We start from the raw sequence: 12,545 nt of genomic DNA, 5'->3' as shown, positions 1-12,545 counted from the left end.
CAAAATCCTGTGCCTTTGCATTGAATTCATTGAATCACCAGAACTCGACGCTGCTTTGCTCGTGTTGATGCTTGAGTTCCTTGTCGAAGTATTGCTTTTCTTCGGTCAGGATGCGACTGGCGCGCTTAATGGGGATGCGTCGCAAGTACACGGAGAAATCGCTACTCTCGAAGCGAATCTGCCGCCCCATTTCACCGCCAAAGTCCTGCGCGACCAATGGGATGCGGTCCTGGGCCAGAAAGCGCTGAACGAAATCGATATTGATTTTGCCAATGCTAAAGCGATCCGGTAGCTCGTTGAGGCGCGTTGCGAGCACATTGCCGCCGCCAAAGGCCTTGGCGCGCAGGTTGGCGCGCCGGGCGCCCAGTTTTAGCATGTCGTTGATCAGTAACTCCATGGCGCCGAGGCCGTAGCGACCGGCATCCGAGGCCAGCGGCGCATCCTGGCTTGGGTGGCGCGTGGCAAGCAAAAAATGATTCATGCCAACGACACGGGTGACCGGATCGTACAGGCAGACCGAAACACAGGAGCCAAGGAGGGTCGAGAGCACAATGGGCTTGCGCGAGACATGATGCTCTCCGGCGTGAATCACGCGCTTTTCAATTGGCTTTTGTTGCGCGGGAGATGTTGCTGCGTTCATGCGGAGCAGGATTGGCGGGCAAGCGAACAGGCAAAAACTAATGCAACGGCTTGCGAAAGATCGAGGGTCCGATGGTGGTCAGGTCGGTCTTGATGCCGTGCAGGGACTCTACGTGACTGATAAACAGGTAACCGCCTGGGGCTATGGCACGACTCAGGCAGTCCAGTACCAGCTGTTTGGTGGCCACGTCGAAGTAAATGAGTACATTACGCAAAAAAACAATCTCGAAGCGCCGACCGTCATCCCGGGGTTTTTTCAGGTTACGTTCCTCAAATCGCGTGCGCGACTTGAGCTTGGGATTGATCAGCAGATTGCCCGCCTGCGCCCGCACGCCTTTCAGGCAATACTTTGAGAGCCACTCGCGTGGCAGATTCTTGGCCCGCTCAAGCGGGTACATGCCGCGCTTGGCGGTCGCCACGACCTGGGAGTTGATGTCGGAGCCGAGAATATCCCAGTCCCCGCGCCCCAGGGTTTCGGCCAGCACCATGGCGAGGGTATAGACTTCCTCGCCGGTCGAGCAGGCCGCGCTCCAGACATGCAGAGTGCGGTTGCGGTACTGGGGCAGAATCTTGGCGCGCAGATAATCGAAATGCGCCGGCTCGCGATAGAAATAGGTTTCGTTGGTGGTCAGCAGGTCAACCAGATGCCGACGCTCTTCTTCTTTGCCAGGCTGGGAGATGAGGTCGATATAGGCATCGTAGTTGCGCAACCCGTAGTGACGCAGCCGCTTCTGCAAACGCGAGCTGACCAGTTGCCGCTTGTGCGGGGCGAGGTTGATCCCCGCCTTCTCGTAAATAAACTGGCGAAATCGCTCAAAAGCTTTGTCGGAGATTGGATCGAGTTCGGCCAATGCCTCGATCGCCGGGTTGTCCTGCGTGGCCGTCGTCCTGCGCTCAGCTCCCCACATTCGGGCCGTCCGGGCCTGCCCCCTCTACCATCTTTTTCAACGCGGCTAGTTCGTGGATCGATAGCACATTATCGATAGCCAGGATAATGACAAAGACATCCTGGACCCGGCCCATGGCCTCGATGAAGTCGGTACGAATCTCCGAGCCAAATTCCGGCGCCGGTTTGACATCGTCACGCGGGATATCAAGGATATTGTTGACCTCATCGACCAGCATGCCGAGTACCTGGCCTTCGCCGTCGTTGTGTGTCTTGACTTCGACTAGCACGATACAGCTGCGCTTGGAGATAGTCAGCGCGCCTCGATTAAGGCGCGCGCCAAGGTCGACCACCGGGACCACATTACCCCTGAGGTTAATGACACCCCGAATATAGTCCGGCGTCATAGGCACCTGGGTGACCCTGGGTGTCTCGATGATCTCCTGCACGGCATCAATCGACATCGCCAGCCGCTCTTGGGCCACCGAGAAGGTCAGATACTGAGCGGCGTCCTCGGCGACGCCGTTCGGATCGCCGCCAGGCTCCGTGGTTGCGGTAGCAGTCATCGGATTCTCCGCCTAGAAGCGCTCAAAGTCCTGGGAATCGAGGTCATCACCGCCAGTCGCGAAACCATCATCGCCACGTGGCGCGGCAGCGGACTTCTTGGGCACCGGCGCCTTCTTGACGGCGAGGCTTTGGCGCTTGCCGCCGCCACCGGCGAGCTTGAAGAAGGCCATGGTTTCCTGCAGCTGCGCGGCCTGACCGCTGAGTTCCTCGGCGGTGGCGGCCAGCTCCTCGGACGAAGATGCGTTCTGCTGGGTGGCCTTGTCGAGTTGGCCCATGGCATCGTTGATCTGACCGATGCCGGAGGCTTGCTCGCCGGAGGCCGCGGTGATTTCCTCCACCAGCTCGGCGGTCTTAACAATATTGGGCACCATTTGCTCGAGCACCCGTCCGGCGTCCTCGGCGATGGAGACGCTGTTGGTGGCGAGCTGATTGATTTCCTGCGCGGTCACGCCGCTGTTCTCGGCGAGTTTGCGCACCTCGGCCGCCACCACGGTGAAGCCCTTGCCATGCTCGCCGGCGCGCGCGGCCTCAATCGCCGCGTTGAGCGCGAGCAAATTGGTCTTGTAGGCGATCTCCTCGATCATGCCGATCTTGCTGGCGATTTCCTTCATCGCCGCGACCGTGCGGTTGACCGCCTCGCCACCTTGGCGGGCTTCCTCGGCCGAACTCTTTGCGATGCCGTTGGTCACGCGCGCGTTCTCGGTATTCTGCTGCACCGAGGCATTGAGTTGCTCAATGCTGGCGGTGGTCTCCTCAACGCTGGCGGCCTGCTCGGTGGCGCCCTGGCTGAGCGCCTGGGCGGTGGAACTGACCTCGCTGGAGGCGGAACTGAGATTGTCGGCACCAACCCGCACCTCGCCGACGATCTGCTGCAGCTGCTGGACCATGCCGTGCATGTCGGCATAGACGCCACGCATGCCTTGCTGGTCGAATTCGATGCCGAGATCGCCGTTGGCGACGCGCTTGGTGACATCGGCGATGATGCCAGGATCCTTGCCCAGTTGGGCCATGACACCACGGATAATCACCCAGGCTATAATGACACCAAACAACAGGGCAATGCCGGATAGCACCGTGATGATAAAGACGGCACGCTCGTTGGCGGCCTGCACGCGCGGACCGATTTCGTCTTGCTCGCTGATGAAACTTTGTTTGATGTCGTTGAGTGTGGCGGCAAATTGCGGTCCTAGCGTATCGAGCGTGTTGGCCACCAGGGTGTCGCGCTCATTGATGTTCTTAACGCCAAGATCGAATCCGCTGAGATACTCGCTGCCGAGACGCGTGATCTCATTGAGAAGACGACGTTGGCTGCCCTGTACGCGCTCATCGAGTTCCGCCAGGCGTTGCTGGAAGTCCTTGAACTCCTGATGAACGCGATTGGCGGATTCAACCGTGTTGTCGTCGACGAAGTAACGGACATAGACCCGGGCAATCAAGATGTTGCGCAAGGCCTGCGCGGTCAAGACCTCGGTTTGCTGATCGTCTTCCCGACCGGCGACTTCCCACATCTCGGTCAGGCGCTGCTCAATATCGCGTCCGAGTCGGCGCAAGTCGTCTTCAAAAATCTTGTTCTGATCGGCCATGAAGACGATCAGCTTGTCGAAGCCGGCGATATAGGCCCCGATGCTCTCTTGAGCGCTGCGAATCTTTGACGCACGCTCGGGCTGATTGATCGTTGGGGCGATCTCGTTCAGCAGATTCTGTGTTTGGGTCGCGTACTGCTGGAATTCCTGGCGATCCTTGTCACTCCCCTTGGTGATCAGGAAGTCCTTGACGTTCATTCGCGCCATCAGCATCGCGGCCTGGAGCTCGCCCATGGCATTGGCCTTGCGGGCCTTGTCGCGGTAGAGCGCGAAATCACTCGAGGCGTTATTGATGGTCACGAAGGAAAATCCCCCGACAAGAATCAGCAACGCCAAAACGATGCCGAAGCCGAGGATGAGTTTTTTGGCCATGGTCAGGGAGCTAAGCATCGAAATCTCCGGCTCTTGGGAACGAAACAAAAAGGACTAATCAATTTGGAAGGAAAAACCCGATGCGCGCCACCAGCCTGGGCTTGTCTGGCGCCGGGATAGGGGAACGCCTGGGGCATGGCATGCGCGCATTCTCAGTTGCCCAGACGCCTGTGCGTCTGGCCGATGTTGGCCAACTCGCCAACATCGAGGATGAGCGCGATATCCCCGGTGCCGAGGATGGTGGCGCCGGCAATGCCCTGGAGGTTTTCGAACAGATTGCCCAGCGGCTTGATCACGGTTTGCAACTCGCCAAGCAGGGTATCGACCACCAAGCCCAATTTATGATGGCCGAAGCGCACCACCACCAAGCTCTCCCGCGTGGATTTGCGCTCCTCGGCCTGGCAACGGAACAACTCGGTCAGGCGGATGAAGGGCAGCACCTCGCCGCGCAGATTAACGTAGTGCTCGCCATTGCGATTGGTGGTGGCGGCGGGGTCGACTTCGACGCATTCCGAGACCTGGGACAGCGGGATCACATATTGCTCATTGCCGGCGCCGACCAGGAAGCCATCAATGATGGCCAGGGTCAGCGGCAGGATAATGGTGATCTTGGTGCCCTGACCGAGTTCGCTCTCGAGCTCCACCGAGCCGCGCAAGGCCTCGATATTACGCCGCACCACGTCCATGCCGACGCCGCGACCGGACAGATTACTGGCGGTATCCTTGGTGGACAGGCCAGGCTCGAAAATCAGTCGCAGGGTCTCGTCGCGACTGAGCACGTCCTCGGGTTTGACCAGTCCCTTGGCCTCGGCCTTGGCGCGGATACGCTCGGCATCCAGCCCGGCGCCATCGTCCTTGATCTCGATGACGATATGGCCCGAGTCATGATAGGCATTGCACAGAATGGTGCCAGCCGCCGGCTTGCCGATGCGCTGACGTTCCTCGGGCATCTCGATGGCGTGGTCAATGGCGTTGCGGATCAAGTGCGTGAGCGGGTCTGTGATCTTTTCGATCAAGGTTTTGTCGAGCTCGGTCTCGCCACCAGTGATGACGAGATCAATCTCCTTGCCAAGATCCTTGCTCGAGTCCCGCACCACCCGGCGGAAGCGTGACAGGCTGTCGCCAATGGGTACCATGCGCAGTTGCAGTGCGTTGTCGCGGATTTCCTCGACCAAGTAGTCGACGCCATCCACCACTTCATTCATGTCCTCGATGCCATGACGCTCGACCATCACCCGGATCGCGGCGCTACTGGTAACCAACTCACCGACCAGGTTGATCAGGTGCCCAAGACGTTCCGCGTCAACGCGGATAAAGCGGTTTTCATCCAGTCGCTTGCGCGCGGCTTCTTGGGTTTTGACCGCCTGCTCCATCAGCGCGGGTTTGACCGAGCCCTGTTCGACCAGGATTTCGCCCAAGCGGCGTTTTTTCGCGGCGGCTTCTTCCTCGCTCTCGGTGTTGGCGCCGACTCCCTGCGAGGCGAGTGCGCGACCCAGTTCCTGTTGCGTCAGCGCACCAATCTCAACCAGCATTTCGCCAATGCGGCTGATGTGATCGTCCGGCAGGCGGTGCAGCATCTCGAGATACTTATCCTGCGCCGTCTCGGGGGCGAGGATGCGGATGTCACAGTCGTCCTCGGCAAAGGTGAACACATCGGCAATGGTGGCCTTGTCGGCATCACTGCGGAAGCTGATGCGGAAGCTCAGATAGCAGCTCTCGGGATCAAAGTCGTCAGGATTCGGCGGCCAGATGGGGATGGTCGCGACATCGACGATATTGCCCAAAGAGCGCAGATAGCGCAGAAAGGACAGCGGGTCCATGCCGTTGCGCAAGGCATCGGGGCCAAAATCCAGCGCGATGATCCAGGCATCGCTTGCCACCGGCAGATATTTGGGTGGATCCTTGTCGGTGCTCGCGCTAGTCGCCGCTGAGTCTTGAGCTGACTGCCCCTTGCCGGGGGCACCGCTTGGCGCGCCGGCAACAGCGCGCCCTCCACCGCCGTTACGCGCGGCCAGTTTTTCAACCAGCTTGTTGCCCGCATCGGTCAGCGCCGGGGCCAGCTCCAGCCTGTCGTCGCCGTCGCTGGAGACAATAGCTTCCACCAGGTTGCCGGTGTGGTCGCGACACTCGAACAGAATGCTGACTAGCTGGTCGGTCATGGGTTCGCGCCCGGAGCGCACCTCTTCCATGACGGATTCGATTTCGTGGGTGAAGTTAACAATGGGCGTGTAGCCAAAAACCCCGCCGGTTCCCTTGATGGTGTGCATGGCGCGGAAGACCGCGTTGAGCGACTCGCTATCACCGGGATTGGATTCGAGCGCGAAGAGCGCGTCCTCCATGGTGTGCAGGAGCTCCTCGACTTCCTCAAGGAAGGCTTGCCGGGCGGCATCCATGTTCATGCGCTGGTCTCCGGCTGGGTGGCGGTTTGCATCCCGAGGGTGCGTTTCAGGAACAGCAGACTCAGTGCATCCTCGACGGATTCCCCGATGCCGGTTAGGGAAAATTCCAGCTCGCGCGCATTGGCCTCCGACTGGGCGTAGAGCAAGATTTGAATGCCGGAGCTGTCGATTTCGTTGACGGCGCTCAGATCGAGATGCAGGGGCAGGCGCTTGCCAATGTGATCTTTAAGGCGCTGAAAGTTGGCCGCGGCGCTGTAGATGGTCATCTCCCCGTCAAACGCGAGTGCATCGGGCGGAGAGGAGGCTTGGTCAGTCGTCATATCGAGCAGCTCCGAAGGCTGGCGATGGTGTGGTCGCTTGCTCGCGGCCAATCCTCTTGGGCGTTAGTCGCATTAGGTCAACTCAAGCGGTCTGAATTCAAGTCGCGGAGCATTTGCCGAGGTGGATGTCGGCTGAAGTGGCAATGAGTCTCGTCCGATGCCGTGCCATTTTCCTGCCTCACGAGATGATTATGCCTGACCAGATGATTCGAACCACAGGGGATGGCAGCCCCGGTGATTGTCACTTCTACAGCATAGACGCTTTTTGGCGCCTTAGCGCGATGGCTCTGGACGGAAGCGTGACTTGGATCCCGGCGGGGATGTTTCTGCAACGCCATGCCGGGGCGTCTCGGAGAGCAAGCTTGCCGAAAACAATTTGCCTCGAATGTCGACTAGGGCAGCACCAACTTGGAGACCGCGTCAAGCAAGACGGGCGGCTGGAAAGGTTTGACCAGCCAGGCTTTGGCGCCCGCGGCTTTGCCTTCCGCCTTCTTTTCCGGTTGACTTTCGGTAGTCAGCATCATGATGGGGGTGAATTTGTAAGCGTCGAGTTTTTTAATCTCCCGCACCATGGTGATACCGTCCATATTGGGCATGTTCACGTCACTGACGATCAGATGCACCTTCTGGCCCTTGAGCTTCGACAGGGCCTCGCGTCCATCGCCTGCTTCGATCACATCGTAGCCGGCGCCCTTTAGTGCGATGCACACCACGTTTCGCAACGAGGCTGAATCATCGACAACCATGATTGTTTTCGCCACTAAATCCTCCTTCCGGTCGGAAGAACCGATGCATAGGCAAGCCTGCACGGGCCGGCCGATGCCACCATCGCCATTTACGCGTCGCCGTTTAGTGTCCCGTCATTTTGCTCGTTGGTAAGCCGAACATTCAGAGCCAGCCTGGGGAGGCTGCTCGTGGAGCCTGTTCGTGATCCGGAACAGAGCCATGTCCGGACTCGCATTTGGCTCCAAATCTGGACCCATGACCGGGCTTGTTGCTGAATCAGACCATTCGCGGCGAACCGCCGACGCCGGCCGACCACTATAAGACCTTCGGCGACTCAAGTAACGCGGAATTATACATCAGGGCACGGGCGCGATAAATCGCTGTCACGGTTGCCAGCGGTTCTAAAATGGGGCCGCTCGAGCAGTGAGGAAGCGGCTTCCGGCCGCTTCTCGACGCGCCAGAATGGCGGTCAAATGGATCACTAGGCCGCCAACCAGCCGCTGGAAAGGAAAATTTGGAATTGCCAATGTAAGGTTATAACGCATGGAAATGGTCTAAAATCACTTCTGTGGGTTGACGGGCCGAAGAGGTTGAGAACGGCCGTTCGGGCAGTCGCTGGGGTAGGCAAGGTGTCCGGGCAGTGCTCTTGGCCCAGGATTTCTCGACAATCACCGCAAGTGTCTAGGTATTCATGGGGGGCATGCGAATGAAGAGCGACAGCGTTCAGCCGTTGAGGGTTGGAGTCGGGACCAATGGTCCGGCCTGCCGCATGATCAGCGGTCATGGCCGCACGCGACTGGTGTTGTCGCCGCTGCTCCCATCGGGGCTAATGCCGGGGCTAATGGCAGCTCTGATACTGATCCTGATGGCGGGGCTTTGGCCTTTCCAGAGCCTGGCGGATCCAGCGTCAAGATTGCGGGTATTTGCCAGCGTGCTGCCGCTGCAGTATCTGGTGCAACAGGTGGGCGGCGAGCAGGTGCAAGTGGAGGTGATGGTGCTACCCGGGCAGAGCCCCGCCACCTACGAGCCTCGCCCACGTCAGGTGGCCGCGCTGGCCCAGGCGGATCTATACGTGCGGGTTGGCGTGCCCTTCGAGGATGCCTGGATGCGGCGTATCCGCGCTGCCAATCCGGATATGGAGATTCTGGATGCGCGCGATGGTCTGACCTTGCGTCCGATGGAAGCGCATCGGCATGGCGATGACGAAACGCGGCATCATCACCATCATCCAAGGGCTGAAGAGGCAGGCGAGCATGGAGGCGAGTTCGATGCCCACGTCTGGACCAGTCCGCGCCTGGTGCGCCAAATGGCCGAGCGCATTCGCGACCGACTGAGCGCGCTTGACCCCGATCATGCCGAGACCTATCGCGCCAACCAGCAGGCGTTCGATCAAGAACTCGCCGCGCTGGATGCCGAGCTGGCCGAGCAACTGCGTGACCTTGAGCAGCGCGCCTTTTTGGTCTATCACCCGGCTTGGGGCTACTTTGCCGATGCCTATGACTTGCGCCAGATTCCGGTGGAGTTCGAGGGCAAGGAGCCGAGTGCGCGCCAGCTCGCGCGGCTGATCGAGCAGGCCGAGACCCTGGGTATCCGCACCGTGGTGGTGCAGCCCCAGTTTGACCAGCGCGCGGCGGAGCGATTGGCGCGGGCGATTAACGGGCGGGTGGCCAGCGTTGATCCGCTGTCAGTCGAGTATGCGGCGAATTTGCGCGCGCTTGCGGCAGTCATCGCCGAGGGCACCCAAGCTAACCCATCGGCGAACGCGGGCGAGTAGCGTCCAGGCATGAAGAGCGCGCCAAAGTCAAAGAAACCGTCAAAGGCCGCGTCCAAAGGCGCGTCCATGGGCAAGGCGCCCGAGCCGGTGATTGTTGCCGAGGGTCTGGGGTTCTCCTATGACCTCTTGCCCGTGCTCGAGGCCCTGACCTTCTCGGTGGCGCGGGGTGAATTTCTTGGCCTGGTCGGACCCAACGCCGGCGGCAAGAGCACCCTGCTCAAGCTGATTCTGGGGCTGCTGGAGCCGAGCACCGGGCGGTTGCAAGTGCTCGGCCAAACGCCCAGGCAGGCGCGGCGTCGCATCGGCTATGTGCCCCAGTATCCGGCCTTTGCCCGCGACTTCCCCATCACAGTGGCCGATGCGGTCCTCATGGGACGCTTGGGTACCCGGCCCTTCATGCTGGGTTACAAGGCACACGACAGGGTCGCCGTGGAAAATGCCTTGCACGAGGTCGAGGCCGCGGATCTCGGCCGTCGCCCCATCGGCAAGCTCTCCGGTGGCCAACTGCAGCGGGTGCTGCTGGCGCGCGCCCTGGTCAGCGACCCGGAGATCCTGATTCTCGACGAACCCACCGCCAATATTGATCACCGCGTCGAGGGAGACATCTTCGAGCTGCTCGCGGAGCTGAACGCGCGCATGACCATCCTGGTGGTGTCACACGACATCGCCTTCATCTCCGGCTACGTCAGCCGGGTCGCCTGCCTGAATCGCACCCTGGTCTGCCACAGCACCGGCGCCATCGAAGGTGAGCTGATCAAGGATCTCTATGGCGAGTCAGTGCGAGGTATCCTGCATGATCACTAACAGCCGCTTGGTCGGCCGCGTGCGCGCCAAGGCCCCTCAGGAGCCTCGTCATGGCTGAATTCTTCAGCGCGCTCATGCAGCACGACTTCCTGCAACAGGCCCTGGTCGCCGGGTTGCTCGCAAGTCTCGGCTGCGGTCTCATGGGGCCTTTCGTGGTGGTCAAGCGGATTACCTTCCTCGCTGGCGGTATCGCGCATTCCGTGCTCGCCGGCATGGGGGCGGCCGTTTATTTCGCCTTCGACCCACTGCTCGGCGCCCTGGTCGCCGCCGTGGTTGCCGCCTTGCTGATCGGCTGGGTCAGGCTTTACTCGGAAGTCCGGGAGGACACCACCATAGGCGCGCTCTGGGCGATCGGCATGGCCGTGGGTATTTTGTTCATCGCCGGAACACCGGGCTATGTCACCGACCTGATGAGTTTTCTCTTCGGCAACATCCTGCTGGTCCCGCGACGCGAACTGCTGTTCATGGCGTTGCTCGATGGCGTGCTGCTCATCAGCCTGACACTGTTTTACCGCCAGTTTCTCGCCGTGGCCTTCGATGAGGAATTCGCCCGCCTGCGCGGCGTCCCCGTTGGGCTTTTTTACCTGGCGCTACTGGTGTTGGTGGCCATCACCGTGGTGCTGATGATTCAAGTGGTCGGCCTCATCCTGGTCATTGCCCTGCTGACACTCCCGGCGGCCATCGCGGGCCTGTGGACCAACTCGCTCGCCGTGATGATGCTGCTGGCCACCCTGCTCGGCGCCCTGCTGACCAGCGGTGGCCTGGCGCTGTCCTACGGGCCGGACTTGCCGGCTGGCCCAACCATCATCGTGCTGGCTGGCAGTGCCTATTTTCTTGCCCTCATCGGCCAGCGCCTGCTGGGCAAGTGGTGGGGCAGCTGGTCGCGAAATTGGTCGCGGAACACCCGGCGGCGTATCCAATGAGCCCCTGTGCGCGAGAGACATCCGCGGCGGAAGGCGGATTGCAAGAGGAATGTGGGTTGCATGAGGAACCCGGGTTGCAATTGGCCGAGCAGCACTGCCGCCAGCAGGGCCTGCGGCTCACTGCAAGGCGTCGTCGCGTGCTGGAAATTCTTTACCGCAGCAAGCGCCCGCTCGGTGCCTATGAGATTCTCGAGCGTCTGCGCGATGGCGCGCCCTTGGCCCCACCCACTGTCTACCGGGCGCTGGATTTTCTGCTCGAACAGGGCTTGATCCACAAACTCGAGACCCTGCATGCCTTCGTTGGCTGCGACCACCCCGAGCAGCCTCATCACAGTCAGTTCCTAATTTGTGCCAGCTGCGGCGGGGTGACCGAAATCGCCGATGCCGCCCTGCAAGAGGAACTACGAGTCGCCGCCTCGCGCAGCGGCTTCGAGCCGCGCCGCCCGGTGATCGAAGTCGAGGGCATCTGCGCCGGCTGTCGGCACGCGCCGCCCGCTCCTTCTCCCCCTGTCTAGGCATCTAAAGCAAGGCTTGATGAGGACTGAGATCTCCATGCAAACACAGCAGAAGCAGCGTCAGGCGCATATAGTCATCTTCTCCAGCAGGCGGTCCATCATGCGACCCATCATGGTATTGCCCATGCTGGTCAGCCTGATCATCACCGGCTGTGGCGAGAACCCAGGAGGAGTCGACCCAGGACCGCCCGCCGAGGAACTGACCTGGGATGATCTGCTGCCCGCCGACTGGCAGCCGGAAAAGTTGCTTGAGGACTTCGACGCCGAAGACATCCCCGACGAAGACCCGCGCGCGGCCGACCTGATGAAAAAGCTCGAGGATCTGTGGAAACATGCGCCCATGGTGCCGGAACTGGATGGGCGGCGAGTGCGGCTGCCAGGCTTTGTCGTGCCGCTTAATCTCGAGGCCAAACACATCGAGCAATTTCTGCTGGTACCCTATTTTGGCGCCTGCATCCATGTCCCACCGCCACCGGCCAATCAAACCGTCTTTGTCAGCACCCGCGAGCACAAGCCTTATCTCGGCGGACTCTTCGATACCGTCTGGGTCGAGGGAAAGATGCAAGTGGACACCACTGACAGCGCACTCGGCAGCGCCGGATACCGCATCGATCAAGCGCGAGTCACGCCCTACGAGATTAGCGAATAGGGTCATAGCCGCGGGATCTCGGCCTTTTAGTTGATCAGATTTGGCCTTGATCATAACCCTGGCTACTAGCCCTTTTAAGGTGGCATAATGTGTTCGACAAACCCCTGATTTTTCTTCAAAGTGGTTCTGGGGTATCGCTGGGTGTGATGGCTGTCAGATTTTCGTTGGCTTTTAAATAACTGATATTAAAGGCAAAGGCCTGATTCAGGTTGCTTTGGTTTGGACTGCCTCGGGTACTAAAGTCAACCTGGCACCTTTAATCACCTTTAATCATATTGAATTGTAACCTGGACACGCGCCCGATGTTCGCGCGCGACAGACAGCAAAACAGCGCCGCATGATGCAACAAGACCGTTCGCTGCCATCAACCGTGAAAGCGGAAACTCGG

The 12,545-nt window shown here is 60.2% G+C and carries 12 protein-coding genes; 5 read left to right on the top strand and 7 right to left on the bottom strand.

Annotated features, from left to right (window positions below; all coding sequences use genetic code 11):
• Positions 1–34: 34 nt before the first annotated feature.
• The 7 genes from Thiowin_RS23310 to Thiowin_RS23280 all read right to left on the bottom strand — a co-directional run bounded on the left by Thiowin_RS23310 (position 35) and on the right by Thiowin_RS23280 (position 7,512).
• The gene (locus Thiowin_RS23310; protein WP_328985365.1) at positions 35–640 is read right to left on the bottom strand and encodes a chemotaxis protein CheD; all 606 of its coding nucleotides are present in this window, start codon (positions 638–640) and stop codon (positions 35–37) included.
• Positions 641–677: 37 nt separating this feature from the next.
• Positions 678–1,547 carry a CheR family methyltransferase gene (locus tag Thiowin_RS23305; protein ID WP_328985363.1) on the bottom strand — a complete coding sequence of 290 codons (870 nt, stop codon included), beginning with the start codon at positions 1,545–1,547 and terminating at the stop codon, positions 678–680.
• Complete coding sequence (locus Thiowin_RS23300; RefSeq protein WP_328985362.1) at positions 1,534–2,091, bottom strand: chemotaxis protein CheW; 558 nt, start codon at positions 2,089–2,091, stop codon at positions 1,534–1,536. The genes Thiowin_RS23305 and Thiowin_RS23300 overlap by 14 nt, the downstream gene beginning before the upstream one ends.
• 12 nt (positions 2,092–2,103) lie before the next feature.
• A complete protein-coding gene (locus Thiowin_RS23295; protein WP_328985361.1) occupies positions 2,104–4,065 on the bottom strand; it encodes a HAMP domain-containing methyl-accepting chemotaxis protein in 1,962 nt (653 codons plus the stop codon).
• Positions 4,066–4,199: 134 nt separating this feature from the next.
• Positions 4,200–6,446, bottom strand: coding sequence for a chemotaxis protein CheA (locus Thiowin_RS23290; protein ID WP_328985360.1), 2,247 nt, complete (start codon positions 6,444–6,446; stop codon positions 4,200–4,202).
• Positions 6,443–6,766 carry an STAS domain-containing protein gene (locus tag Thiowin_RS23285; protein ID WP_328985359.1) on the bottom strand — a complete coding sequence of 108 codons (324 nt, stop codon included), beginning with the start codon at positions 6,764–6,766 and terminating at the stop codon, positions 6,443–6,445. Before Thiowin_RS23285 ends, Thiowin_RS23290 begins: the two co-directional genes overlap by 4 nt.
• 392 nt (positions 6,767–7,158) lie before the next feature.
• Positions 7,159–7,512 carry a response regulator gene (locus Thiowin_RS23280; RefSeq protein ID WP_408034129.1) on the bottom strand — a complete coding sequence of 118 codons (354 nt, stop codon included), beginning with the start codon at positions 7,510–7,512 and terminating at the stop codon, positions 7,159–7,161.
• A gap of 686 nt (positions 7,513–8,198) precedes the next feature.
• Here Thiowin_RS23280 and Thiowin_RS23275 point away from each other — a divergent pair.
• The 5 genes from Thiowin_RS23275 (at position 8,199) to Thiowin_RS23255 (ending at position 12,157) form a co-directional block, all read left to right on the top strand.
• Complete coding sequence (locus Thiowin_RS23275; RefSeq protein WP_328985357.1) at positions 8,199–9,266, top strand: metal ABC transporter solute-binding protein, Zn/Mn family; 1,068 nt, start codon at positions 8,199–8,201, stop codon at positions 9,264–9,266.
• Positions 9,267–9,332: 66 nt separating this feature from the next.
• A complete protein-coding gene (locus Thiowin_RS23270) occupies positions 9,333–10,070 on the top strand; it encodes a metal ABC transporter ATP-binding protein (RefSeq protein WP_328985356.1) in 738 nt (245 codons plus the stop codon).
• Positions 10,071–10,120: 50 nt separating this feature from the next.
• Complete coding sequence (locus Thiowin_RS23265; RefSeq protein ID WP_328985355.1) at positions 10,121–10,993, top strand: metal ABC transporter permease; 873 nt, start codon at positions 10,121–10,123, stop codon at positions 10,991–10,993.
• Positions 10,994–11,049: 56 nt separating this feature from the next.
• Positions 11,050–11,508, top strand: coding sequence for a Fur family transcriptional regulator (locus Thiowin_RS23260; protein WP_328985354.1), 459 nt, complete (start codon positions 11,050–11,052; stop codon positions 11,506–11,508).
• Positions 11,509–11,545: 37 nt separating this feature from the next.
• Positions 11,546–12,157 (top strand): DUF3299 domain-containing protein, encoded by a 612-nt coding sequence (locus tag Thiowin_RS23255; RefSeq protein WP_328985353.1) that lies wholly within the window; start codon positions 11,546–11,548, stop codon positions 12,155–12,157.
• Positions 12,158–12,545 lie beyond the last annotated feature (388 nt).

The organism is Thiorhodovibrio winogradskyi (assembly GCF_036208045.1).
Lineage (GTDB): Bacteria > Pseudomonadota > Gammaproteobacteria > Chromatiales > Chromatiaceae > Thiorhodovibrio > Thiorhodovibrio winogradskyi.
The sequence above is the reverse complement of the archived record's forward strand: the minus strand, read 5'-3'. Positions and strand labels throughout refer to the sequence as shown.

Bases quoted from the DNA above. Each gene is read 5' to 3' on its own strand.
- Thiowin_RS23270 (WP_328985356.1), top strand. From the start codon at position 9,333: ATGGGCAAGGCGCCCGAGCCGGTGATTGTTGCCGAGGGTCTGGGGTTC.
- Thiowin_RS23300 (WP_328985362.1), bottom strand. From the start codon at position 2,091: ATGACTGCTACCGCAACCACGGAGCCTGGCGGCGATCCGAACGGCGTC.
- Thiowin_RS23280 (WP_408034129.1), bottom strand. From the start codon at position 7,512: ATGGTTGTCGATGATTCAGCCTCGTTGCGAAACGTGGTGTGCATCGCA.
- Thiowin_RS23305 (WP_328985363.1), bottom strand. From the start codon at position 1,547: ATGTGGGGAGCTGAGCGCAGGACGACGGCCACGCAGGACAACCCGGCG.
- Thiowin_RS23290 (WP_328985360.1), bottom strand. From the start codon at position 6,446: ATGAACATGGATGCCGCCCGGCAAGCCTTCCTTGAGGAAGTCGAGGAG.
- Thiowin_RS23285 (WP_328985359.1), bottom strand. From the start codon at position 6,766: ATGACGACTGACCAAGCCTCCTCTCCGCCCGATGCACTCGCGTTTGAC.
- Thiowin_RS23310 (WP_328985365.1), bottom strand. From the start codon at position 640: ATGAACGCAGCAACATCTCCCGCGCAACAAAAGCCAATTGAAAAGCGC.
- Thiowin_RS23275 (WP_328985357.1), top strand. From the start codon at position 8,199: ATGAAGAGCGACAGCGTTCAGCCGTTGAGGGTTGGAGTCGGGACCAAT.
- Thiowin_RS23255 (WP_328985353.1), top strand. From the start codon at position 11,546: ATGCAAACACAGCAGAAGCAGCGTCAGGCGCATATAGTCATCTTCTCC.
- Thiowin_RS23265 (WP_328985355.1), top strand. From the start codon at position 10,121: ATGGCTGAATTCTTCAGCGCGCTCATGCAGCACGACTTCCTGCAACAG.
- Thiowin_RS23295 (WP_328985361.1), bottom strand. From the start codon at position 4,065: ATGCTTAGCTCCCTGACCATGGCCAAAAAACTCATCCTCGGCTTCGGC.